Genomic DNA, 24,696 nt, shown 5'->3' with positions numbered 1-24,696 from the left:
ATGACATCACATTGCATACCAATTACATCAAAAAGCGTCCTGTTGTTTTTTTGATATAGCTATATTTTACACCTGTATGTATCATGGGTAAAACGAATGTTAATAATATAATTTATAACTTTTAGTTATGAGAGGATGCGATTATGGATTTAAGGCAATTAAAATATTTTGCAGAAGTCGGAAAACAGAGAAGCTTTACGAAAGCAGCAAACACCTTGTTCCTTTCACAGCCGAGCTTAAGCAAGATGGTCAAATCTCTGGAAGAAGAGCTTGAAGTTCAGCTCATTGACCGATCGGGAAGGAATATTGAGCTAACGGATGCGGGACATGCGGTTTACAGCCATGCGCAAGAGATCCTCCATTCTATGGAAGATCTATCTTCCTCTTTATATGATGTGATGCATTTGAAGAAAGGATCCGTATCGATCGGTCTGCCCCCGGTTATTGGAATATTGTATTTTCCAAAGATCATTGGTGATTTTCAAAAATCTTATCCTGAAATTGCCATCAAGCTGGTGGAGTACGGTGCGAAAAAAATGGAGGATGAAGTGCTTCATGGCAATCTTGAACTCGGGATATCGGTGCTGCCTGTAGATGACGAGCTGTTTGATGTGGTTCCATTCATGAAAGACGTAATGACGCTGATCGTCAGCAGCCAGCATCCGCTTGCCGAAAAGGAACAGGTGGAGCTGAAAGAATTAAGCAATGAGGATTTTATCTTTTTCACAGAAGAATTTGCGTTGTATGATTACATGCTTGCAAAATGCCGCCAGGCCGGTTTTGAACCGCAGATTGCTTATAAAAGTTCACAGTGGGATTTTATCACAGGTCTTGTAGGAGAGAACCTTGGCGTTTCTTTTCTACCGCAGTCCATCTATGAGAAAGTAAATGATCAAAAAGTGAAAAAGGTGGAGATCAAAGGCAATGAAATCCCATGGCACTTGGGGATTGTGATGAAAAAACATAAATATAAGACCTTTGCCATCAAAGAATTTATAAGACATCTTTTACGGTACCATTAATATTACGAATAGGCATGAGAGGATGAAACACGCCTAAGCCGCCAGGCTTCCTGTCATGATTAATCTTGTGATAGATTAGGAAACATAACTAAGTACTTTAACACGAAGGGATTGTGGAGAATGAACGAAACGATAAAAAATATTCTTTCTCACCGGTCGATCCGCCGGTTTAAAGATGAACCGATTCCGCAAGAAACCATTGAAACGCTTGTCCAATGTGCTCAGTCTGCTTCCACTTCCAGCTATCAGCAAGTATATTCCATCATAGGAGTGGAGGAGCAGAGTTTAAAGGATAAGCTTGCTGAATTGGCAGGCAATCAAAGCTATGTGGCCCAGAATGGCTACTTCTTCGTCTTTTGCCTTGATTATCACCGCCATAAGCTTATGGCTGAAATGACAGGCGGAAATGTTGATGCGACCGTACAATCCAAGGAAGGATTCATGGTAGGGATGATCGATGTTGCTCTTGCTTCACAGAACCTTGCTATGGCTGCAGAATCGCTCGGCTTAGGCATCGTCTATATCGGGGGTATTAGAAACAATCTTCCGGAAGTCTCCGAGCTGCTTCGCTGCCCTGACCATGTAGTGCCGCTGTTCGGCATGGCTGTCGGCTTTCCTGATGCCTCTCCTGGTCTAAAACCGCGCTTGCCTCAAGAAGCCGTCTTCCATAAAAATCAGTACAAGGATGATGAAAAAGCGCTGCCGGTCTTAAAGGAATTCGAGATGAAAACGGCAGAGTACTATAAAGAGCGCACAGGCGGAGCCCGGGATGAAGGGTGGGCCACTCAAATGGCGAGAGTAATGGCGCAGCCAAAGCGGACCTATATGAAAGAATTTATTGAGTCGAAAGGGCTTGATAAACAATAGCAAGAAAAAGTTCTGAGATATGATGTTTGAAATGAAAATAAAACAACGTTATACTTGAATCATGCTTTACAATTAAATATGTTTCCTTCGGGGTCGGGTGAAATTCCCAACCGGCGGTGATGAGGATTTGTCCTCTTAGTCCGTGACCCGGCTGTGCAGTGTGCATAGACGGTGGATCTGGTGAAACTCCAGAGCCGACAGTATAGTCTGGATGGGAGAAGGAATGAAGAACGCTTATTTGGCATTGTTTAAAAATACAATCCTTGAAAGCTTATTTCGTCATAACTGTTTATTGATGCTACGAGTTTTTTCAGAACAATAAATAGGAACCCCTGGGAGAATTGTGTCTTCCGGGGGTTTTTTGTTTCTGATGCTTAATCATCAAGTTCAGCCCATTCCTTAAATTAAGATATTTCAATTATAAACGACAGGGGGTGAATGAATGTTTACAGGAATCATAGAAGAATTAGGAACCATTGAAGGTATAAAAAAAGGCAATGAAACAATTGTACTCACCATTTCAGCTGCAAAAGTTCTCGTTGATGTACAGCTCGGGGACAGCATTTCTGTAAACGGAGTTTGTCTCACGGTCACAACCTTTTCTGAAAAAAGCTTCACTGTTGATGTGATGCCGGAAACGTACAGAAGTACAGGGCTAAAAGGATTGTCATTCCATTCCAAAGTCAACTTGGAGCGGGCCATGGCGTCCGGCGGAAGGTTTGGAGGACACTTTGTCAGCGGACATATCGACGGAACGGGAGAGATTGTCCAGAAGCGGCCAGAAAAAAATGCCATCTATTATGACATTAAAGTACCGCAGCACCTTGCGAAATACCTTTTGCTGAAAGGTTCAGTTGCTGTAGATGGAACGAGCCTGACGATCTTTGGACTGACAGATGATACGTTTACGATCTCCTTGATCCCCCATACGGTCTCACATACTGTACTGGGTGCAAAAGCAAAGGGAGATTCGGTAAACATCGAGTGCGACATGCTTGGAAAATATGTTGAAAAATTTATGTCCGGTAAGACTCAGCCGGAGAACAAGAAAACAGCCATCACGATGGACTATTTAACGGAGCACGGATTCTAGAGGCAAAGGAGGGTTTTTACATGTTTCACAGTATAGAAGAGGCCGTACAGGATTTAGTTATGGGAAAACCAGTAATTGTGGTAGATGATGAGGATAGAGAGAATGAAGGTGACTTTGTTGCCATTGCAGAAAAAGTCACACCCGAAACCGTAAACTTTATGGCCAAGCATGGAAGAGGGCTGATCTGTGCGCCTATCGATGAGCAGCTTGCTGCTAAGCTTGAGCTCTCTCCAATGGTCAGTCATAGCACAGACCCTCATGGAACAGCCTTTACGATCAGTATTGATCATAAAAGTACCACAACCGGCATTTCTGCACTTGAGCGGGCAGTTACCATTCAAAAGATGGTGGAGGAAGAGTCGAAGGGAGCTGATTTTAAACGCCCGGGACATATCTTTCCCCTAATCGCAAAAAAAGGCGGCGTCCTTCAGCGTGCGGGCCATACGGAAGCTGCTGTAGACCTGGCGATTCTGGCTGGTTGCAAACCGGCGGGGATGATCTGCGAGATCATGAATGAGGATGGAAGCATGGCAAGGGTGCCTGAACTGCAGGAAATCGCCCGAGAACATGACTTGAAGTTCATCACCATCAAGGATTTAATCCATTATAGAAACCAGAAGGAAAAGCTGGTGGCTAAAGAAGTTGAGATTAAGCTTCCGACGGAATACGGAGAGTTTACGGCAATCGCTTTTACCAACCTAATCGATGATAAAGAACATGTGGCCCTCGTTAAGGGTACCATTGACCCAGATCAGCCAGTGCTTGTGAGGGTTCACTCGGAATGTTTAACAGGGGATGTATTTGGTTCCCGCCGCTGTGACTGCGGACCTCAGCTTCACGCAGCGCTCCGCCAGATCCAGGAAGCTGATTCTGGTGTGCTTTTGTACATGAGGCAGGAGGGCAGAGGGATTGGACTTCTTAATAAAATGAAGGCCTACAAGCTCCAGGAAGAGGGCTACGATACGGTAGAAGCCAATGAAAAGCTTGGATTCGCACCAGATCTCAGAAATTATGGTATCGGAGCACAAATCTTGAAAGAGCTCGGTATAAAGAAGATGCGCCTGCTGACGAATAATCCGCGAAAGATTACAGGATTAAAAGGCTATGATCTTGAAGTGGTGGAGCGCATAGCGATTCAAACGCCGTCAAATAAGGATAACGAAAAATATTTAAAAACAAAACAAACAAAACTAGGGCACTTGCTGCAGTTTTAATCAGAGGAGGAATTCTAATAATGGCAACGATTTATGAAGGGAATTTAGTTGGATCAGGATTAAAGGTTGGAATTGTAGTAGGTCGGTTTAATGAATTTATTACTGGAAAACTGTTAAGCGGGGCGCAGGATGCTTTAAAACGCCACGGTGTAGAAGAAGAGAACGTCGACATCGCATGGGTGCCTGGAGCTTTTGAAATTCCATTGATCGCCAAGAAAATGGCAGACGCGGGCAAATATGATGCCGTTATCACCCTTGGAACAGTCATCCGTGGCTCTACACCTCATTTTGACTATGTCTGCAATGAAGCGGCAAAAGGCGTTTCCGCTGCTTCTCTTCAGTCTGGTGTACCTGTCATTTTTGGTGTCCTCACAACAGATTCCATTGAGCAGGCGATAGAGCGTGCTGGTACAAAAGCCGGAAACAAAGGATGGGAAGCAGCTGCTGCAGCCATCGAAATGGCTAATTTGAACCGACAATTTAATTTTTAATGATTAACCAGAAAAAAATCCGCACACCGCGGATTTTTTTCTTTTTTTGGAAGATGGGAGTAAAGAAAATACAGTGTTTTTCATATTGACATTATAGTTAGAATAGTGTTAATATTAGCGAAGTCGAAAACAATACCAAATTTTTGAAGGGATGGTTGGTCATGAAAAAGTCAGTGAAAATCAATGATGTTCGTCATATCGTTGTTTCTCAATTTCATAGTGCGGCCGGCCACCCAGAGATGAAAGAACACTAGTCATTCTTTTTCGTTTATTCACAGGCACCGGTCACATTTTCCTTTGTGAGGTGTCTTTTGTTTTTCTAAGCATATCGCCACAGGGGCGGTATGCTTTTTTCTTTTGTCTAGCTCCAGCATCCAGGGCGCTTGCGCTTTTCAAGTTGGTTTCACAAATTTTTTCACATAAAGGAGCAATGCACTATGTATGTATTTTCTATGGTCAGGTTGAATTCTGAAGCCCATCTCGAATCGGGGTAGCACGTTTGTTTGCAGGAACATGAAGGGGAAAGGGGAGAATTTATGTTTTCGGTACTGAGCAAATTAGGCTGGTTTTTTAAACAGCATTGGAAACGATATACGATTGCTGTTCTGTTATTAATTGTTGTCGGCATCTTGGAAGTCATTCCGCCGAAGATCGTCGGCAATGCGATTGATGCGATCAATCTCGGCAAGCTGACAAAAGAGTCGCTTGTACAAACGATCTTATTTTATTTAGGTTTGTTAACAGTAACCTATATTTTAACGTATTTCATGATGTATCAGTTGTTTGGAGGGGCGTTTGTTGTTGAGCGGATTCTTCGTTCGAAATTCATGCGACACCTGTTGAAAATGACACCGGCATTTTACGAAAAGAACCGGACAGGAGATTTGATGGCAAGAGCTACCAATGACTTGAAGGCGATCTCCGTTACTGCCGGTTTCGGGATATTAACACTTGTTGATTCCAGTGTATTTATGCTGGTTATCCTTTTTACGATGGGGATTTTCATCAGCTGGAATTTGACGCTGGCTGCTGTATTGCCGCTTCCTTTAATGGCCATTGCCATGAACAGGTATGGAAAGAAAGTTCATGAGCGGTTCATGAAAGCACAGGATGCCTTCGGGGACATGAATGACCAGGTGCTTGAAAGCATTTCAGGAGTAAGGGTTATTCGCGCCTACGTGAAAGAGCGGGAAGACATCGAGCGGTTCAATGACCTTACCGACGATGTGTACGGTAAAAATATCGCCGTTGCTAAAATCGATGCGCTGTTTGAACCGACTATTAAAGTACTCGTCGGCATCAGCTACTTGATCGGTCTTGGGTACGGGGCGTATCTGGTGTTTCATAACAGTATCACATTAGGGCAGTTGGTTTCTTTTAACGTTTACCTTGGTATGCTCATTTGGCCCATGTTCGCTGTTGGAGAATTGATCAACATCATGCAGCGGGGAAATGCTTCACTTGACAGGGTGAACGAGACTCTCGCTTATGAACCGGACGTTAAAAATGAAGATGACCTCATCCCTCTCAAAGAACCTGGAGAGATTGCATTTCATGATGTGACCTTCCGCTATCCTTCTTCTGAGGTAGATAATCTTGTGTCCGTGAATGCAGGGGTGAAAAAAGGACAGACGCTTGGGATTGTAGGCCGCACAGGAAGCGGAAAAACGACGTTCCTGAAACAGCTGCTCAGAGAGTATCCTTTAGGTGAAGGAGAAATCCAAATTTCCGGCATTGATCTTCATCAGTTGGCCATTGAAGATATCCAGGGATGGATCGGCTATGTACCTCAGGATGCCACTCTATTTTCTAAAACAATAAGAGAGAACATCTTATTTGGCAAAAGCAGCGGAACAGAAGAAGAGCTTCAGCACGTCCTTCGGATGGCCTCCTTTGACCGTGACGTGAAATATTTGCCGGAAGGGTTGAATACGCTTGTCGGAGAAAAAGGAGTAGCGTTATCGGGCGGACAGAAACAGCGTGTTTCTATCGCCAGGGCGTTATTTATTGATCCGGAAATCCTCATGCTTGATGATGCGCTATCGGCTGTTGATGCTAAGACGGAAGCAGCAATCATCGCAAACATCAGAAAAGAACGGGCAGGAAAGACCACTTTTATTACGACCCACAGGTTATCAGCAGTAGAACATGCTGATTGGATCATCGTAATGGATGAAGGAAGGATTATCGAAGAAGGTACACACGCACAGCTCATCTCCTCCGGAGGCTGGTATGGTGAGCAGTACGAACGGCAAAAAGTCGAAGAAACCTTCGATGAAAAGGCGGTGTAAGATTTGAACGTAGGGAAGAGATTATTTCGTTACGCACTGATTTATAAAAAAAGTTTTATTATAGGTCTGCTATTGCTGGCTTTAGCCGTATCAGCAGAGTTAACCGGTCCGTTCATCGCCAAGCGCATGATTGATGTTCACATTCTAGGCATTGAAAAGCCTTGGTTTGAAACGACTGCTCAAGATAAAGACACGGTTTCTTATAAGGGGAGCCGATATCAGCGCGAAGATCGTTTTCAGTCCGGTGAACCAAAAGGAAAACAGGCCAGGATTACACAGATTGGGAGAAAGTATTACTTCATTAATCAGCCCGCAAAATTAGAAGGGGAAAAGAGTTACAAAAACAAGGAAATCATGGTCACTTCTAAAGGTGTAACCACTAAATATCCGGCAGTACAGCTGAAGAACAGTGAGCTTTTTAAATTTTATAAGCCCGAGATCAGAGGGCTGTTTAAGCTGACGGGCATTTATTTTGTTCTTTTGTTGTTTGCTGGATTGTTTCAGTACGGACAGAGGTATATGCTGCAGAGCTCCTCCAATCTGGTCATCAAGAAGCTGCGGCAGGATGTATTTTCACAGATCCAGAGAGTGCCGATTACGTATTTTGATAATCAGCCGGCAGGAAAAATAGTATCACGGGTGACGAATGATACAGAAGCAATTAAAGAGCTGTACGTTAATGTACTTTCTAATTTCTTCACAGGCATTATTTATATGGCGGGAATCTTCACAGCGCTGTTCATTCTGGATATGCGTCTCGCATTGATCACGATGATTCTCGTGCCAATTCTGGTTGTTTGGATTAAACTCTATCGAAAACTGGCTTCTAAGTATAACCATATTATCCGTTCAACACTGAGCGACATCAATGGAATGGTCAACGAATCCATCCAAGGCATGCCAATTATACGGGCGTTTAAACGGCAGAAGGAAACGACAGAAGAGTTTGAAGAGATGAATGAGAAATATTTTTCTTTTCAAAATAGGTTATTGAGTTTAAATGGCCTTACTTCTCACAACCTTGTGAGTGTACTTAGGAATTTAGCGTTTGTTGCCTTGATCTGGTACTTCGGAGGGGCCTCACTTAAGACGGACACCCTGATTTCCGTTGGGGTCCTCTATGCTTTTGTTGATTACTTGAACCGGCTGTTCCAGCCCATCACCGGGATGGTTAACCAGCTCGCCCAGCTTGAGCAGGCGCTCGTATCAGCAGAGCGTGTATTTGTCCTGCTGGATGAACCGGGTATGGATGTGAAGGTACAGGAAGTTGAGCGTTATAAAGGAAATGTAACATTCAATGGAGTTACATTTGCTTATAAAGAAGGTGAGAATGTCTTGAATGATATTACCTTTGAAGCAAGGCAGGGCGAAACGGTAGCTCTTGTCGGCCATACGGGGTCAGGAAAAAGCTCTATTATGAACCTTCTTTTCCGGTTTTATGATATTAAGCAGGGGAGAATCCTTATTGATGGCAAGGATATTATGAAAATGCCAAAGCAGGTGCTCAGGGAGCATATGGGGATTGTTCTGCAGGATCCATTTCTATTTACGGGAACCATCGCTTCGAACATCAGCCTGGATGACCCCTCGATTTCAAGAGAGATGGTAGAAAAGGCCATTAATGATGTAGGAGCGATGCCGTTTGTACAAAACCTTCCAAAAGGATTGGATGAACCCGTCATCGAAAAAGGAAGCACTCTTTCTTCCGGTCAAAGGCAGCTTCTTTCTTTTGCAAGAGCCCTGGCGTTCAATCCAGCAATCTTAATTTTGGATGAGGCAACGGCTAGTATCGATACTGAAACAGAGGCCATCATTCAAGAGGCGCTTGATGTGCTGAAGAGGGGACGAACGACCTTTATCATTGCCCACAGGCTGTCCACCATTAAAAATGCGGACCAGATTCTTGTCCTGGATCGCGGGAGAATTGTTGAAAAGGGCGATCATACTTCATTGATGGAAGCCCGAGGCCGCTATTTTCAAATGTATCAAATTCAACAAGGACAGAAAGAGAGTAAAGCAGTATAACATTAAAAAGGGAGCCAGCCGGCTCCCTTTTTTATTTGGAAAATCTATTGAACTTCCTCTTGTTCCCTTTCAGCACAGTCGGTATCGAGCTTTCCGTCTGTACAATTTTCATGGCCAGAGCCATCGCTTCCCTCAGATGCGGCAGCGGTCCCTGTTACATTTAATATAGCAGCCATTCCTGTAATAACGATTTTCTTTTTCCAATCAGGATGCATGAATACCCTCCTACTTAATGTTAAGAAAATCCAGTTTGTGGATAATTACCCTTATTAAAACATATTAAACCCTATCCATAACTAACCGATAATAACTAGGTAGATAAATGTAATTCAATGTATGTAAAAACGGGATAATGTATACCCAAAATGCAGATTGGGAGAAGACAAATGAAAACTAAAATGATTCGGTATTTTAAAAAGGAAGAAATGAAATCGAGCCTTCAGGAACAAGTGCTGCATGAATTGAACCATGTTGTGATGGAACGAAGCCCTGGATCCAGTCTGGAAAAGCAGTTAGCCATGATTTCAATGACCCCGGAAGATCTGGCGGTTCTCCGAGCACTACAGCCTTTTGTTTCCCAGCATATTGATCAAGTTGTCACTGGGTTCTACAACACAATTGCCCACGTACCTCAGCTTTCTGAGATTATAGAGAAAAACAGTTCTATTGAACGGCTGAGACTGACACTTGAGCGCCATATTCGTGAAATGTTTAACGGTGAGATTAACCATGCCTTTATTGAACAAAGGAAAATGATCGCGCACATTCATTTTAAAATTGGATTACAGCCGAAATGGTATATTTCCGCTTTTCAGGATCTTCAGTTATCTCTTTTATCCATCATGGACGAACATCTGGAGGGGAAAGAGGATTTTTATCTTGCGGCTACAGCCATTACCAAAATGCTGAACCTTGAACAACAGCTGGTTCTTGAGGCGTTTTCTCTTGAAGAAGAGAAAACCAGGATGAAAATTGAGGAGCAGAAAGCATTGGTAAAACAAACGGTCAACTCTTCTTCTGACGAGCTGGCTGCCATTGCCCAGGAGGCGAGTGCAGCGATCGAACAGCTTGCCGCACAATCTGGAGATGTTGTAGAACATGCACAGAGCAGTGTAGAGTATGCCTCTCTCGTATCTGAAAAATCAAAAGAAGGCAAAGAAAAGATCGAGCTGCACTTATCATCGGTACAGCAGATCAAGCAGAAAATGAATCAAATATCAAAAGAGATTCTTTTATTAAAAGAAGACTCTGGCCATATTATTGAAATTGTTGATCTCGTGAAAGGAATCGCCGAACAGACCAATTTACTTGCCCTGAATGCAGCCATTGAAGCAGCAAGAGCAGGGGAAATGGGTAAAGGTTTTGCTGTAGTAGCGGGAGAAGTCAGAAAACTGGCAGAGCAAACCAAAGATTCAGTAGGAGGAGTCGCTGAATATATCTCCAACACGAATGGGCGGATGGATTTAATTACGGCTTCTTCGGCACAAATCAATAGCTGGATCAATGAGAATACAGCTGAAGTTGAGGAAATGAACGATTTTTTCAATGAAATTCTCACAAACATGGAAGAAAGCAGAAAACAGAGCAACAGCGTTGGAGGAAAAATACTGGATATAGCAAAAATTATTAAAGAGATGGAACATGCCATTGCCCAAATTGCTCAATCTGCAGAAAGCCTTTCAGACAGTACGTATCATCTATAAAAAAAGAGCCCCTTATTGGGCTCTTTTTTATGATTTTATGATGGCATATTGCCCTCTGTTTGTTATAAATGAAATGATGCTGCCATCAATATTGATTCCGTTAATTCCATCAAGGGGAACTTCATATAAAACAGATGGAAGTTCAGTCGACTCTCCATCTTCCGTACTGTAAGCTCTACCGTGCAGGAACATGACATTATCGGATAGATAGTCATCAATGGAATCCCGCTGTTCAAAAGTCGCCTCTTCCAGCTGAATGTTGATCTGATCCAAATCTCCATTTTCTTCTTTTCGGATGGAAATCTGATGTCCAGCCCAGTTATTTATATGGTCTTTTACGTCGATAATTTTTAATTCGCTCATTATGCTCACCTCTTTAACAATGTACCCTGAAACCACCAGAATAAACCCTGTTACCAGGAGAGTACACGTTATAAATCGTATGTGAGAGGGTTAATTTGAAGGCTGAACCCTTTGAATGACGCCTTTTCCCCAAGATGCGACCTTAACGGTTACTTTATATTCACGCTGAGGCCTTTCAAGCTGTTTTCCGGTGTTATCTTTTACATAATAACGTTCAAGCCCATATTCAAGGTGCAGGAATCCTTCCATAGAAGGTGTGGCTTTTCCTTTTAAATATACTTGCTGCCCCTTAACATCAGGACGATCACCAGCTACCTTGGTTACCCTATATGAGCCGTCGTTATCCGGAGACAGAACAGCATAAACAGGGGTTGGATCCACGATGGATTTACCATTCCAAAGTGAGGAAGAGACTTCGTTGATCTCATAGTTCAGCGTTACGTAATCTCCGTAGAAAACATCGGAAGGATCAACAGGATTTGTTTTTAAAACAATTTCCTTGCCATAGTAATCTGCTGCATAATAACTGGCTGCAATTCCCAAAAGGACAAGTACTTGAAGAACGATCAGCCCTATCCACCATTTATTTTTTTTCATGAGAATCACCGCCTTCCTCCAAAACATCCTTTTTCTTTTTCTGCAAAAAGAAATAAAGAGCAAACAGGAGAATTCCGCCAATCAGGAAGAAGAGAGATTTTGGCATAAATGACCACGCCAGATTGATGTATGCGATGAACGTTACAATCAAGAACAGGATAATTCCCCAATTGATCTGGGACCGTTCTTCTTTCTGATATCCTTCCGTCAAAAGAAGTCCGGAGAATAGGAATGCCGTGATCAAATAAATGATGCCTGTTGTGAATTCCCCAATGAGGAATGTGGAATAAAACCAGGGGAAAAATAATAATCCTGTCTTCAAAAATGAGGGGAAAGTGCCTTTTTTCATTTTTACGGATACAACTGCAGCAAACAACAGAACATATATGATGCCAAACCATGACGGATCAGGATAATCCAACGAACTGGCAGTATTGGTTAAGAAGAAATAAAGCAGCAAACTGGTGATAAAGGCAGCACCCGTTGTAAAAAAACGCAACGGTGAAGCGAGATTTTGGTTCAATCCTTCAGCTGCGGCATATAAGCCGATCAAGATTACAATCAGCCAAAGCCAGTTATCCTCAAGTGTTAAGGCATAAAGGACAAGGTGCAAAACTAGACCAGCAGAAAAAAACCAAGTAAGCAGCTTGTCTTTTGAAGCGGAAACGAACCAGCCTAGACCAATCGCGAACAAAATAAGTATCACATAGCTGTAGTTGGAGAATTCGGATAATGCATAAAGCTGGCCTCCGGTCAGGATCGCGAAGGAAATAAAGAACAAAAGCTTCCCGCGAAATAAATAAAGATAAAGCAAAGCTGGAACGGACCAAATGATAAAAGAGCGTGCATCATAGGATACGAAATGAAACGTTTGGCCAAGCAGGATAAGTCCAGCTCCAAAAGCCGAGATTCCGAGGGCTATAAAAGCTCTTCCCAGAACAGGATTTCCTTTTTTTAGCCGAACATGGCCAGCTGTGTAGAACACACTGAGAACAGCAATCAGAAGCACCAGACGGAAGAGAGGTGATATTCCATCCCAGTTGGAAGCGATGAAGGATAAAATCCCAAGGCCGATGAGAATGCTTGCAAAGACGGGAATGAGTCCGATTCCTTGCTTTGAATGCCCGTCTGGATATTTTGAAAGAATCTGTTTGTATTGTTCTTCCGTAATAATTCCATCCTGTACCCACGTCTTCCCTTCTTTAATTAACCACTTGTCACTCAATGTTCCACCCCGATTCTTTAAATTTGTAAAAATGCAGCTCGAATAAAACGTTGTATTTCTTCACCCCCACTTTAACAGAGCGCGTTAAAATATTCACCCTCAACCCAAAGATATGTCACACGTGGAAAGAGGATGCTGTATTTTCAGCGTTTGGGGCCATTCCACATAAATTGGAAAAAAACAGGCGCATAACCTTTTTTAATTGATGCACAATATGTTTCAAGAGGAGGTGATATCAATGGCAAACAACAATAGCTCAAACCAATTAGCAGTACCTGGTGCTCAACAAGCTCTTGATCAAATGAAGTACGAAATCGCTTCTGAGTTTGGTGTTCAATTAGGAGCTGACACAACTGCTCGTGCTAACGGATCTGTAGGTGGAGAAATCACGAAACGTCTTGTAGCAATGGCTCAACAACAAATCAGCGGATCAGCTCGATAACTCTATAATCATGGCTGTAAAAGGGTGGAGCAATCCGCCCTTTTTGATAAGGAAAAGAGGAAGGCAAAATGAGTATGTGCCCGGTTTGCAATCAATTACATAATGTTGCCTTCCGCTGTCCGGAATGCGGTAATTTGAGTGAAGATCAAGGGAAGCTGAGCGATTACTTTGATGATTACAGCCCTTATGTGGATTCCGATGGATTAAAGCTTGAAAATGGTTATCCGGCTGATTTTAAAGAAGGACAGTGCCCGCATATGTATTATTGCCGGATCTGCCGGAATGAAATAATTATGTTCATTTCTGAATGGAACTCAGAGGAACTGAAATAGGCAAAAAAAATCACCGTTCTCTTTAAAAAGAGCGGTGATTTTTATTTTACCAGGCGCAATCGCCGTTCCAGGCGTTCGCGGCCCCATTCAAGCAGGGTGGATATACCCCAATAGATAAGTGCGGCTTCCAAGAGTACCGGCAGGACGATGAGACTTGATGCACTGCGCTGGTCTGCAATGGAAGTAAGTTCTGGAACGGTAATCACCGAAGCCAGAGAAGAGGATTTAGCAACATCGATCAATGAATTCCAGATCGATGGGATAGCAATCCGCCAAGCTTGCGGAAAAATTACTTCCCTGAACGTTTGGAAGTAGTTCATGCCGAGGGAATAAGCGGCTTCCCATTGTCCGTTTGGAATGGATTGAATGGCTCCGCGGTATGATTCTGCAATATAAGCGCTGAAATGCAGGATCAATCCTACGAGAGCTGCTTGCCATCCTTCAGGGGTAATCGCAAATGTAAAACCATTATATAAGATCAATAATTGAATAAGGAGCGGTGTTCCTCGAAAAAAAGAGATATAAATCTTTGCAAAACGGACAAGCACACTGTTGCTCGACATCCGGCAAAGTGCAATGATCAGGCCGAAAATCAGCGAGCCAATTATGGAACCAAGGCTGAGGATAACGGTGATTTTGGCTCCCTCCAGTAAAAACGGGAGGGAGTCCACCATGTATTGGAGAGAACTACTCACTTACATCTGCTCCAAAGTATTTTTTGGAAAGCTTGGAAAGAGTGCCGTCCTTCTTCATGTCAGCGAGTGCTTTATCCACTTTTTTTGCTAAATCTTTATCATTTTTCTTAAAAGCAAATGCCATTTTATTTTCTGAGAAAGGCTCTCCAACCGGTTTCACATTGTATTTTGTATTTTTAAGCTCGGTTAAAATAAAGAGCTCATCATTTAAGGCAGCATCCACACGGTTAACATCTAGATCAGTCAGTACTTGAGCAATGCCTTTGTAATATTTTACTTTTGCTCCCGCTTTTTCAGCTTCAGCTGCATAGTTGCTTCCTTGTGTGGTTCCTACCACTTTTCCTTTAAGGTCTTTAATGCTTTTAATGTCTTTGTTGTTTTTATTAACAATTACTTTACCGCCAGACACGGTGTAAGGACTGGAGAAAGCAAATTGTTTTTTGCGTTCCGGAGTAATCGTTACCTGATTCGCTACCATGTCAAATCGCTTTCCTAGTGAACTAAACATGTTCTTCCATTCGGTTGGTACAACTTTTGGCTTCATATCAAGGCGTTTTGCCACTTCTTTTGCAACTTCAACATCATAGCCAGTGACTTCATTCGTCTTTTTGTCACGATAAGAGAATGGAGGATATGTAGCTTCCGTTCCGATCGTCAATTCTTCTTTCTTTTCCCCATTGTTGCCGCAAGCGGTTAACACACCCGCAAGCATGACAGAAACCATGAGTAATGTCCACAGCTTTTTCATGTAAAAACCTCCGTTATAAATCCGAATTTGGATTATTTTTTTAGTTTAAACCGATAAAACACATCAGAATTCTTTAGTCATTTTAATCAGTAAACTAAGATGTTGTCAATGATTAAACATTATTCCCTATTTCAGAACGATTTTCACATGAAATGAAGAAAAAATAAAAAAAACCCCTTTCTAAGGAAGAAAGAGGTTTTGAACTTGAAATTATCTAATGCGCTCTTCAGTGTCGTTATCGAAGAAATGCACTTTGTTCATGTCAAAGGCAAGATGAATGTTTTGCCCGTTCTGAACATCTGTACGGGAATCAACACGCGCGATGAAATCTTGGCCAGCGATTGTAGAGTATAGGAAAGTTTCGGCTCCCATCAGCTCTGCTACATCAATGCGGGCAGTTATCTTTGTATTTGTAGAAGACTCAAGGAACACAGGCTCATCATGGATGTCTTCTGGACGAATTCCGAGGGTTACTTCTTTATTAAGGTAACCGTTGTCCTTCAGCGTTTTCATTTTGCCTCCAGGAATGGCAACACGGATATCGTTGATGACGAAGAATCCGTCCTCTACTTTTCCTTGGAGGAAGTTCATCGCCGGGCTTCCGATAAATCCGCCGACAAACACATTTTCAGGATTATCGTATACTTCTTTCGGTGATCCTACTTGCTGGATGTGTCCGTCTTTCATAACAACGATTCGAGTTGCCATCGTCATCGCTTCTGTCTGGTCATGCGTTACATAGATCGTCGTTGTTTGAAGACGTTGATGCAGCTTGGAAATTTCAGCACGCATCTGAACACGCAATTTTGCATCAAGGTTGGATAACGGCTCATCCATCAAGAATACTTGAGCATCACGAACGATGGCACGTCCGAGCGCAACCCTCTGGCGCTGACCGCCTGAAAGAGCTTTCGGTTTACGCTCAAGGTATTGTTCAAGTCCAAGGATGCGCGCAGCATCTTTTACACGGCGATCGATTTCTTCTTTGCTGAATTTGCGAAGCTTCAGCCCGAATGCCATATTGTCATATACGTTCATGTGCGGATAAAGGGCATAGTTCTGGAAAACCATGGCGATATCACGGTCTTTAGGAGCGACATCGTTTACAACACGGTCGCCGATCACAAGATCTCCTTCAGAAATATCTTCAAGTCCTGCAATCATACGAAGAGTAGTGGACTTACCACAGCCGGACGGCCCAACGAATACAATAAATTCTTTATCTTTAATATCAAGGTTAAAGTCATGTACTGCAGTGACTTTATTGTCATAGCGTTTCACAATATTTTGAAGTTTAATTTCTGCCATTGTTACTGCCTCCTTAAGTTCGCAAAAGAAAAGCATTTGCTGGTTGCCTTCATTGTATCGAATGTAAGGGCTTTCGTATATTGGAGGCTTGTCCGAAATGAAAGCGCTATTTTTGTGCATAGTGCACAAAGGGTTTTTTATGCAAAGCATAAAAAACAACCTTAAATATGTAAAGCCTAAAAAACCACCTTAAAACTTTACCTGTTTGCACGTTCACGGCTGATTAACGCATGATACACTGCAACGGCTGGTTTGAATTGTTTAACGTCAATTCCAGTTCTCTCGATAAATTTATCAACCCGGTACTGAAGGCTGTTTCGGTGGATGTAAAGTTTCTTTGCCGCCATCGACAGGTTCATGTTGCATTCAAGGAACACTTTGATGCTTTGGATGAGGTCTCTGTCGTCAAATAGCTCATCAGGGATCAGTTGGGAAATATAGTGATGGGCAGGCTTGTCCATCTGGGTGAGCAGCAGATAAGGGACAAGGTCTTCACGGCTGTACACCTCTTGTGGTGGAAGAAACGGCCGCACTGAAGAGAACAGTTCCCTTTCCAGTTTGAATTGTTCAGCTGCAGGTTCATAATCCTGAAGCCACATCCCGAGGAACAAGTCCAGATCGGTGTAAAAATCACCCGTCAGGACAGATTTTACCTGATCGTAGGGCAATTCTTTCGCTTCATCTGTTTTCGGTTCGATCAGAACGCCATAATGAGCGTTTATAAACAAAACGGTTACTTCAGAAGGGAAAATACCAGATACGGCTTCCATAAATGCTTCTGCTTCCTGATCGGAAAGGGGGCTTTTTAAAAAGAAATGAATGAACCTGAAGCTGGTACCGGCCTCTTTTTCGGATGGATTTCCTTCGAGCACGTTCTTCCAAAAGATTTGCTGCTGAGAGAGAGGTACTTCAGCTTCTTGTGAGAACAGCGAGTTTAATAAGCACAGTTCATCTGAGGTAACCGCTGATTTGGCAATCCCGAATCTTTTTCCCTCTTGATCTGCAAACCAATAATAGTGTTCCGGGCGGCTGGAAGATATAGTGAAATGGTCTCCATAATAATCTTTAAGTTTGGATAGCATGCCGAAAACCCCTTTGTTTAATCTACTGTTAGTATACCAGTGCAGATCAGGATGTAACAAAAAAAGAGGGGACCTGCACTTAGGTTACGTTCAGCCCTTTGGAAACAAAGGCTTGTTTGGCGAGATGAACAGCATATTGCAAAGGAAGCATTCTCGTCGAGTAATCTTCTGATCTAAAGGAAGAATGGGAGAAAATCCCTCTTCCTGGACGGGAATTGGCTTCAATCAGCCACACCTTTCCGTGCCGGTCCAAGCCAAGATCAAATCCAATTTCTCCGATTAGGCCTGATATGTTCTCATCAATTTTATGGCTGAGCTGTAACGCGGCTTTTGTAAGTTTCAAAGCTGATTTTGAAGGCAGGCCGGCATGCTGGATTACCTCTTCGGCCCGCTTTACTTCACCTCCGTAAGCCAGATGTGTGGTATGGGCCTGTGTACCGGCAATCTTTGAGGCCATCGCACTGGACACCCACTTTCCGTCCCGGTTTTTATTCGTATGCACTCTAAAGTCAACCGGCCGCTGTTTCCAAGTGATCAAGTCTATCCCTTGCTGTACTAGCGTATCTTGAAGCCGGCCATAGAGTTTGCGTGTTTTCAGAAGAGAGATCAAACTTTGGAAATGCTCGATTTTAGGATGGTGATCTTCAAGGAATCTGCAGCTGTAACCTCCAGCCGGCTCTTTGTGCACGGAAAGAATTCCTCGGCCATGGCTGCCCCCGATCGGCTTGAAGAAAACAGCAGAATACGTGTTTAACATATTTTCAATTAGCTGAACTCCTGGATTGATCACCGTATAGGGCAGGTAGTCCCTCATCTCCTTATCTTTTTGCAGAAACTGAAAAATCTCCCATTTGCTGAAAAAAGAAGGGTTAAAGAATGGAATCTCCCATTCAAGGTCAAGCAGATGAACAGCTTTCTGATATTTCAAGCCGCTTTCTGTTCGCCGATTGGGAATCTGGTTGTAGATGATGGAGGGAAGGGGAACGAGGTGCTGTGACCATCCTTTCTCCGAGTAAAAGAATCCCTGAATCATCCGATTTTTCTGCTGTATTTGCTCAGGACCAAATACAAAATAATAAGCCCCGACTTGTCGGTCTGCAGAGAGAAGCTTACTGAAAAAAGAAGATCTCTCTCCTACCGGACGGGAAGGAAAAAGGCCCACCCCTGATGTAAAAATACCCACAAGCGGCCCGATCATGATGCGTGAATCTTCAATATGTACGTGGATTTTTGCCTCAAAAGGTATGGACAGCAAATCCCAAAGGGACTTCGATAATTGAATTTCCCTTTGGGCATGAGGAACAGCTTCGCATAAAACGGTTCTTGAACCAAAGGACAAGGATACGCGGTGCCTGCCGTGTTGTAAGAGATATTCCGGCACATAGACTCTGCTTCCATCATCCTTGCCTTTGCAGATTGGAAGTACATGCTGCATTTCTTTCCCCCCCACGAGAAGTGCACTTTGCGATGGCATTCTCGATTGATTAGGCTTATGCCGATATCGTATACTATGAAAGCAGTAAGAAAATCGTGTTTAACAATTAGGAGACAAATGCGAGAAAAGAACAAAAAATGATTACCTGGCTTGGCGTATTGCTGGGAGGAGCCATCGGGTTCGTCCAGGCTTTAATTGTGATGTTCTTGCAAGGTCTGTTATAGTGGTAGAGATTCAGAGATTTGAGGAGGAATACAATCATGTCCAATATTTATGACTTGGCATACAGCCTTGAAAAAGCTTTGCGCGACAGCGAGGATTTCCAAACATTAAAACAATGCTATGCAGAAGTTAATGCCGATGCAGAAGCACAAAAAATGTTTGAAGAATTCCGCAACCTGCAAATGGGCCTTCAGCAAAAACAAATGACCGGCGAACAAGTAACACAAGAGGAAGTGGAAAAAGCTCAAGCCATGTTCCAAGCCGTTCAGCAAAATGAAATCATCAGCAAACTCATGGCAACTGAACAGCGCATGAGCCTAACCATTTCTGATCTCAATAAAATAATCACTAAGCCGCTCGAAGAGATCTACGGACCAATGGTAGATAACGAACAGTAAATATATCATGTAAAAAGCCGTCCCCGGTGTGCATTTTGTGCAGGGAGACGGCTTTTTTGTTGCACGGGGGGCGGATTGAGCCAAACCATTGCATAATTGCGTCTAATTCAGATTAATTACGCCGAACTCAAAATAATTGAGCGAAAATGAAGTACAATTGATCTTTTTAGAAAATTCGGATAACTTCTTCGGTGCATTCTCATAAAACGTTTTTTTGGGCGTCCCCGTTACAGGTTCTTCAGCATTTTCGATGGGCATAAGTGCAACATCAGCCTGCACAATACGGAAGCTGGTTTTCTTTATCTGTTCTACCTTCTTCGATAGGGGAATACATTTTGACAGAGAGAGTCTTTATTCGATACAGAGGGGGGATTGCCATGGTATACCGGATGCTGATTCTTGACATCGATGGGACCCTGTTGAGAAGCAATTTTCGTATGGATAAGGAAACGAGGGAAGCGATAGATTATGTGAAGAAGAAGGGTGTTTATATCACACTGGCCTCAGGGAGGAATTTTCCATCTACAAAAAAGATCGCTAAGGCATTGAAACTTGATGGTTATTTAATCAGCCAAAACGGCGGGTTTATCGCTTCTAGTGTGGATGAACCGTTTTTTGAATCACATATTTCAAAAGAAGACACGTATCGGATCGTCAATATTTTAGAGAATTACAATTGCCATATCCGGCTCGTGCATGAACGTTTCTCAGTCGGAAACCAGGTTCAGCAGAAAAACCAGCTCGTTGCGAAGGTAACATTGGGTGCGGGGGATCCGCTTTTCTATCCGGTAACGTTTCAGGAGAGCCTGAGCAGTAATGTACTGGAAAAAGATATTACCCCGTCTAAGATTGATGTTCAGTTCTTTGAGGAAAGAGAACGGCGGTCAGCGGAACAGCATTTGAGGACGCATTTTGCCAATTTTGAGTATACCTCCTCGACGAAGTGCAATTTCGAAATTACTTCCCCCAATGTCACGAAAGCCAATGCACTAAGACTGCTCGGCTTGAAGCTTGATGTGACCCCTGAGGAGATGGTGGCTGTCGGTGATTCTCATAATGACAGGGAAATGATTGAGATGGCGGGGCTTGGAGTGGCCATGGGCAATGCTCCTGAAGATGTGAAACAGGCTGCTAATTGGATCACCAGGACGAACGATCAGCTCGGAGTGCCATATATGATAAAAGAAGTTTTCCGAAAGCAGCTGAGAGTGGGACTATATTAACGAAAAAGCTCCGAAACGGGGCTTTTTTTCTTTGGGTTTAAATGTAAAATATATTTCATTTTTATTACAGATTGAAAAAACGACAAATTTTGAAAGGGTTTTCATAAAGTGCTGTCGAATCATTTTGATGTAAGGAACAAGTATATGAGGAGGATTGTAATGGAAAAAACAGTTAACCTGAATTTGAAGCCAAAGGTGGCAGAATTTCTAAACGGCACGAAGAAACTTTTTATCAATGGTGAATGGGTAACATCTAAATCAGGAAAAACGTTTGAAACACTTAATCCTTCAACAGGAGAGGTTTTGGCGCTTGTTGCAGAAGGTGGAAAAGAAGATATCGATCTTGCGGTTGATGCGGCGCGAAAAGCTTTTGATTCTGGATATTGGACTAAAATGAGCGCAGCGAAGCGCAGTTATTTAATCTATAAGCTTGCAGACTTGATGGAACAGAACAAAGAAGAGCTTGCACAGCTTGATACGCTGGATAACGGGAAACCGATCCGCGAAACGATGAATGCAGATGTTCCCCTAGCAATTGAGCATTTCCGCTACTATGCTGGCTGGGCAACTAAAATCGTCGGACAAACCATCCCGGTTGCAGGGAGTTTCTTTAACTATACCCGCCACGAGCCGGTTGGGGTTGTAGGACAAATCATCCCTTGGAACTTCCCGCTCTTAATGGCTGCATGGAAGCTTGGTGCAGCACTTGCAACAGGCTGTACAGTTGTGCTGAAGCCAGCTGAGCAAACTCCGCTGTCTGCTCTTTATCTTGCACAGCTTGCTCAAGAAGCAGGATTCCCAGAGGGTGTTCTGAATGTAGTAACAGGTGCGGGTGAAACAGGAGCAGCTCTTGTTGATCATCCGGAAGTGAACAAAATCGCCTTTACCGGATCAACTGAAGTCGGTAAGATGATCATGAGAAATGCAGCAGATTCACTAAAACGTGTAACGCTTGAGCTTGGCGGTAAATCACCGAATATCATTCTTCCGGATGCAGACATGACACGTGCTATTCCTGGTGCATTGGGCGGAATCATGTTCAACCAAGGACAAGTTTGCTGTGCAGGTTCCCGTTTGTTCATTCAAAAGAAAGCTTTTGACAATGTAATGGCGGACATGGTTTCCCATGCGAAGAACATTAAGCAGGGTCCTGGCCTTGATCCCGACACTACGATGGGGCCGCTTGTATCAGAAGAGCAGCATAACCGTGTCATGAGCTACATTGAAAAAGGGAAAGATGAAGGAGCCGAACTGTTAACGGGAGGAACGAGGCCGTTTGAGCAAGGTTACTTTGTAGAGCCTACTATTTTTGCGGATGTAGACGATAAGATGACGATCGCTAAAGAAGAGATCTTCGGACCGGTTGTAGCGGCGATGCCGTTTGAAGACCTGGACGAAGTTATCGAGCGTGCGAACCGTTCTGAGTATGGTCTTGCTGCAGGATTGTGGACTGAAAACTTAAAAACGGCTCACTATGTATCCAATAATTTAAAAGCCGGTACAGTCTGGATTAACTGCTACAATGCGTTTGATGCAGCTTCTCCATTCGGCGGATACAAGCAATCCGGAATGGGCCGTGAGATGGGCTCTTATGCGCTAAATAACTACACAGAAGTAAAAAGTGTGTGGGTTAACCTAAAATAAAAAGACAAGCAAAAGCATGTGTGATCCAGGGAAGCGACTCGGCATAGGCAAATAGATATACATGATTAAGGGGTCAATAACTGAACGGTAACGAAAAGCCCGGCTGCTAGATCCAGCAGCCGGGCTTTTTTATGTTGTTTTTAAATCATAACTTTTATAAAGCGAAGTCCGGTATCGTCATAGTCAAGGTTACGGTAGAATTCATGGGTATCTGTACGGTGTTTTCCGCTGTGGAGAACGATGGATGTGCACCCTTGTTCCTCTGCCCACTCTTCCGCATGGCGCACTAACGATTTGCCGAATCCATTTCCTTGATACTCCTCACAGACCACGAGGGCAATAATCCTCAAATATGTCCCATTCTTCTCGAAATAATAGCCCTTAACGAGACCGATCATTCCAATGACAAGATCATTATAGCAAGCGACAAAGCAGATGTAGGAAGGATCCTGAAGAATATACGTTAATCGGTCTCTCATTTCTTCTTCGGTGGTAGGATAGCCGAGATCGCCCATTAAATAAGAGAGAGACAGGCTATCCTCAATCGTCCCCCTCCGAATGAAAATTTCACTCATCTTCGCACCTCTTTTTAGTAAGATAAGAAAATTAGGAAATGAACATACAGAGATGTCTGGCTTATATGCAGCCAGATCGGCCTGCGGAAACTATGATCAGCGATGAAAGAGAAGCAGGGCACCAGCTGGAGAAGTGAGGCGATGAGTGCGCTCGCTGTACTCTTTCTCCTTCAATCGCTCTTCTCCAAGTGTTTTGGCTTGCTGGTCGTCTTGGGCCTGAATGGTTTCGTCGAGCAGTTTTTCGCCGCTCTTATCGTATACGGTAAGAAAATACTTATTCATGGTGTGAAAACTCCCTTCAAGATTCTTAAATTATATTTCTTGTTTTTCGCCAAATTCCCTGCTTTTTTTTATGTTTTCCTTCACTTTTCAAAACAGCTGCCACAATTATGGGTATTTTCCCAAATACGAGAACGTGCTTTCGTATATATGGTAAAATAAAGGTTAGAATGTGTAAGAAAAAGGAGAGATGGGTGTTGAAGTTTTTGCATTGTGCTGACCTTCATCTGGACAGCCCTTTCAAAGGATTGAAATATTTGCCCAAACCTATTTTTAAACGGATACAAAACAGCACCTTCCGATCCTTTACTGCAACAGTAAACCTTGCAATAAAGGAGAAGGTGGACTTTGTTGTGATTGCAGGTGATATATATGATGGGGATTCCAGAAGTTTACGAGCGCAGACTTATTTTCGGAAAGAGCTTGAGAGACTGGAAAAACACGATATTTACACCTTTATGGTTCATGGAAATCATGATCATCTTGAAGGTTCATGGATAGATATTGAATGGCCGATGACTGTTCATATTTTTCAGGGAGGGCTTCCAAGCTCGGTGCCCTTTTATAAAAACGGAAAGCTGGCAGCCATGCTGCATGGATTCAGTTATGAGAAACGGTCTGTAGCCGAGAACCGTGTGCCTCATTTTCCGGAGAAAAAGGATGAAGCTTATCATATCGGTATTCTGCACGGAAACGCAGATGGACAAAGCGAACATGAATCCTATGCGCCGTTTAAAGTGACGGAGCTTTTAGTGAAGGGATATGACTATTGGGCTCTCGGGCATATTCATAAGAAAATGGAGCTTTGCCAGGATCCTTCTGTTATCTATCCTGGAAACATTCAAGGCAGAAATCAAAAGGAAACGGGTGAGAAAGGCTGTTATATCGTCGACACTAATAACGGACTACGGGACTTCCACGCAATGGCAGACATCCTATGGAAGGAAGAATTCATTGATCTTACGGGATGTTCGGCCATGTCGGAAGTGATTGAAACGTGTATCGAAGTGAAAGAGAATGCCAGAACAGAAGGAAAGGGTATACTTCTTAAACTGATTTTAGAGGGCGATTCTTCTTTATTTCATGAGCTGAGTGATGAACTGTTCCTGGATGACTTAATGGAGACCCTTCAGGACGGTGAAGAGGAGAACTCATCTTTTGTTTACCCGTTCGCTGTTGTAAATAGTTTAAGAAGAAGCTGGAATCGTGATCAGCTATTGAACGATGGAGGGTTCGTCGGAGCCCTTTTGCACAACAGCAGTGAATACGAAGAGATGCTGAAAACCACGAGAGAGCTGTTTTTGCACAAAAGAGCCAGACGATATTTAAAGCCTCTTGAATCAGAAGAGGAAGAAGAAATCATCAAGGAGGCAGAAACATTTCTATTACGGTTTTTGCTGAAAGAATAGGAGGTATGAAGCT

General features: G+C 43.1%; 25 protein-coding genes and 1 riboswitch. Of the genes, 14 read left to right on the top strand and 11 right to left on the bottom strand.

Going from position 1 to position 24,696, the window contains the following annotated elements; genetic code table 11:
* Positions 1-143 precede the first annotated feature (143 nt).
* The 7 genes from AR335_RS13830 (at position 144) to AR335_RS13800 (ending at position 9,003) form a co-directional block, all read left to right on the top strand.
* Complete coding sequence (locus AR335_RS13830; RefSeq protein WP_062236741.1) at positions 144-1,022, top strand: LysR family transcriptional regulator; 879 nt, start codon at positions 144-146, stop codon at positions 1,020-1,022.
* A 120-nt stretch (positions 1,023-1,142) separates the two neighbouring features.
* Positions 1,143-1,889 (top strand): oxygen-insensitive NADPH nitroreductase, encoded by a 747-nt coding sequence (gene nfsA, locus AR335_RS13825; RefSeq protein ID WP_053355586.1) that lies wholly within the window; start codon positions 1,143-1,145, stop codon positions 1,887-1,889.
* 79 nt (positions 1,890-1,968) lie between these two features.
* Positions 1,969-2,116: riboswitch (FMN riboswitch) on the top strand.
* Between the two features lie 215 nt (positions 2,117-2,331).
* Positions 2,332-2,982, top strand: coding sequence for a riboflavin synthase (gene ribE / locus AR335_RS13820; RefSeq protein WP_053355585.1), 651 nt, complete (start codon positions 2,332-2,334; stop codon positions 2,980-2,982).
* Between the two features lie 20 nt (positions 2,983-3,002).
* Positions 3,003-4,196 carry a bifunctional 3,4-dihydroxy-2-butanone-4-phosphate synthase/GTP cyclohydrolase II gene (locus AR335_RS13815; protein WP_062236738.1) on the top strand — a complete coding sequence of 398 codons (1,194 nt, stop codon included), beginning with the start codon at positions 3,003-3,005 and terminating at the stop codon, positions 4,194-4,196.
* Positions 4,197-4,216: 20 nt separating this feature from the next.
* The gene (gene ribH / locus AR335_RS13810; protein WP_053355583.1) at positions 4,217-4,687 is read left to right on the top strand and encodes a 6,7-dimethyl-8-ribityllumazine synthase; all 471 of its coding nucleotides are present in this window, start codon (positions 4,217-4,219) and stop codon (positions 4,685-4,687) included.
* A 536-nt stretch (positions 4,688-5,223) separates the two neighbouring features.
* Complete coding sequence (locus tag AR335_RS13805) at positions 5,224-6,978, top strand: ABC transporter ATP-binding protein (RefSeq protein ID WP_062236735.1); 1,755 nt, start codon at positions 5,224-5,226, stop codon at positions 6,976-6,978.
* 3 nt (positions 6,979-6,981) lie between these two features.
* Positions 6,982-9,003, top strand: coding sequence for an ABC transporter ATP-binding protein (locus tag AR335_RS13800; protein WP_062236732.1), 2,022 nt, complete (start codon positions 6,982-6,984; stop codon positions 9,001-9,003).
* Positions 9,004-9,047: 44 nt separating this feature from the next.
* Here AR335_RS13800 and AR335_RS24110 read toward each other — a convergent pair whose 3' ends face one another.
* Entirely contained in the window at positions 9,048-9,218 is a 171-nt protein-coding gene (locus AR335_RS24110) for a hypothetical protein (protein WP_156418973.1), read from the bottom strand.
* 171 nt (positions 9,219-9,389) lie between these two features.
* Between AR335_RS24110 and AR335_RS24105 the strand changes: the two genes are divergently transcribed.
* Positions 9,390-10,706, top strand: a complete 1,317-nt coding sequence (locus tag AR335_RS24105; RefSeq protein WP_062236729.1) for a globin-coupled sensor protein — start codon at positions 9,390-9,392, stop codon at positions 10,704-10,706.
* Between the two features lie 27 nt (positions 10,707-10,733).
* Here the strand turns inward: AR335_RS24105 and AR335_RS13790 are convergent, their stop codons facing one another.
* From AR335_RS13790 to AR335_RS13780, 3 genes are all read right to left on the bottom strand, one after another.
* The gene (locus AR335_RS13790; RefSeq protein WP_053355579.1) at positions 10,734-11,069 is read right to left on the bottom strand and encodes a hypothetical protein; all 336 of its coding nucleotides are present in this window, start codon (positions 11,067-11,069) and stop codon (positions 10,734-10,736) included.
* A 90-nt stretch (positions 11,070-11,159) separates the two neighbouring features.
* Positions 11,160-11,666, bottom strand: coding sequence for a GDYXXLXY domain-containing protein (locus tag AR335_RS13785; RefSeq protein WP_199805084.1), 507 nt, complete (start codon positions 11,664-11,666; stop codon positions 11,160-11,162).
* Positions 11,653-12,891, bottom strand: a complete 1,239-nt coding sequence (locus AR335_RS13780) for a DUF2157 domain-containing protein (protein WP_062236723.1) — start codon at positions 12,889-12,891, stop codon at positions 11,653-11,655. The genes AR335_RS13785 and AR335_RS13780 overlap by 14 nt, the downstream gene beginning before the upstream one ends.
* A gap of 238 nt (positions 12,892-13,129) precedes the next feature.
* Here AR335_RS13780 and AR335_RS13775 point away from each other — a divergent pair, with 238 nt between their 5' ends.
* A complete protein-coding gene (locus tag AR335_RS13775; protein WP_053355577.1) occupies positions 13,130-13,333 on the top strand; it encodes an alpha/beta-type small acid-soluble spore protein in 204 nt (67 codons plus the stop codon).
* A gap of 68 nt (positions 13,334-13,401) precedes the next feature.
* Positions 13,402-13,665, top strand: coding sequence for a hypothetical protein (locus tag AR335_RS13770; RefSeq protein ID WP_053355576.1), 264 nt, complete (start codon positions 13,402-13,404; stop codon positions 13,663-13,665).
* 41 nt (positions 13,666-13,706) lie between these two features.
* Here AR335_RS13770 and AR335_RS13765 read toward each other — a convergent pair whose 3' ends face one another.
* From AR335_RS13765 to AR335_RS13745, 5 genes are all read right to left on the bottom strand, one after another.
* Complete coding sequence (locus tag AR335_RS13765; protein ID WP_082316029.1) at positions 13,707-14,360, bottom strand: amino acid ABC transporter permease; 654 nt, start codon at positions 14,358-14,360, stop codon at positions 13,707-13,709.
* The gene (locus AR335_RS13760) at positions 14,353-15,108 is read right to left on the bottom strand and encodes a transporter substrate-binding domain-containing protein (RefSeq protein ID WP_062236720.1); all 756 of its coding nucleotides are present in this window, start codon (positions 15,106-15,108) and stop codon (positions 14,353-14,355) included. Before AR335_RS13760 ends, AR335_RS13765 begins: the two co-directional genes overlap by 8 nt.
* 210 nt (positions 15,109-15,318) lie before the next feature.
* Entirely contained in the window at positions 15,319-16,416 is a 1,098-nt protein-coding gene (locus AR335_RS13755) for an ABC transporter ATP-binding protein (protein WP_062236718.1), read from the bottom strand.
* Between the two features lie 197 nt (positions 16,417-16,613).
* Positions 16,614-17,498, bottom strand: coding sequence for a PucR family transcriptional regulator (locus tag AR335_RS13750; RefSeq protein ID WP_062236714.1), 885 nt, complete (start codon positions 17,496-17,498; stop codon positions 16,614-16,616).
* 79 nt (positions 17,499-17,577) lie between these two features.
* A complete protein-coding gene (locus AR335_RS13745; protein WP_062236709.1) occupies positions 17,578-18,933 on the bottom strand; it encodes a YheC/YheD family protein in 1,356 nt (451 codons plus the stop codon).
* Positions 18,934-19,190: 257 nt separating this feature from the next.
* Here AR335_RS13745 and AR335_RS13740 point away from each other — a divergent pair, with 257 nt between their 5' ends.
* The 3 genes from AR335_RS13740 (at position 19,191) to AR335_RS13730 (ending at position 22,420) form a co-directional block, all read left to right on the top strand.
* Positions 19,191-19,553: a YlbF family regulator gene (locus AR335_RS13740; protein WP_156316400.1), complete on the top strand. Its 363-nt coding sequence runs from the start codon at positions 19,191-19,193 to the stop codon at positions 19,551-19,553.
* A gap of 335 nt (positions 19,554-19,888) precedes the next feature.
* Positions 19,889-20,776, top strand: coding sequence for a Cof-type HAD-IIB family hydrolase (locus AR335_RS13735; protein ID WP_231689156.1), 888 nt, complete (start codon positions 19,889-19,891; stop codon positions 20,774-20,776).
* 159 nt (positions 20,777-20,935) lie between these two features.
* Positions 20,936-22,420 carry an aldehyde dehydrogenase family protein gene (locus AR335_RS13730; protein ID WP_053355567.1) on the top strand — a complete coding sequence of 495 codons (1,485 nt, stop codon included), beginning with the start codon at positions 20,936-20,938 and terminating at the stop codon, positions 22,418-22,420.
* A 140-nt stretch (positions 22,421-22,560) separates the two neighbouring features.
* Here AR335_RS13730 and AR335_RS13725 read toward each other — a convergent pair whose 3' ends face one another.
* Together AR335_RS13725 and AR335_RS23220 are read right to left on the bottom strand one after the other, a co-directional pair.
* The gene (locus AR335_RS13725; RefSeq protein WP_062236706.1) at positions 22,561-22,995 is read right to left on the bottom strand and encodes a GNAT family N-acetyltransferase; all 435 of its coding nucleotides are present in this window, start codon (positions 22,993-22,995) and stop codon (positions 22,561-22,563) included.
* Positions 22,996-23,091: 96 nt separating this feature from the next.
* On the bottom strand, positions 23,092-23,277 hold the full coding sequence (locus AR335_RS23220) for a YhzD family protein (RefSeq protein ID WP_082683496.1): 186 nt from the start codon (positions 23,275-23,277) through the stop codon (positions 23,092-23,094).
* Positions 23,278-23,471: 194 nt separating this feature from the next.
* On the opposite strand from AR335_RS23220, the gene AR335_RS13715 reads away from it, so the two are divergent.
* Entirely contained in the window at positions 23,472-24,683 is a 1,212-nt protein-coding gene (locus tag AR335_RS13715; RefSeq protein WP_062236700.1) for a metallophosphoesterase family protein, read from the top strand.
* The last annotated feature ends 13 nt before the right edge of the window (positions 24,684-24,696 follow it).

It is taken from the genome of Fictibacillus sp. FJAT-27399, assembly GCF_001510655.1.
In the GTDB taxonomy this organism is placed as follows: Bacteria; Bacillota; Bacilli; order Bacillales; family Fictibacillaceae; genus Fictibacillus_C; species Fictibacillus_C marinisediminis.
This window is presented reverse-complemented; position numbering and strand designations above follow the sequence as displayed.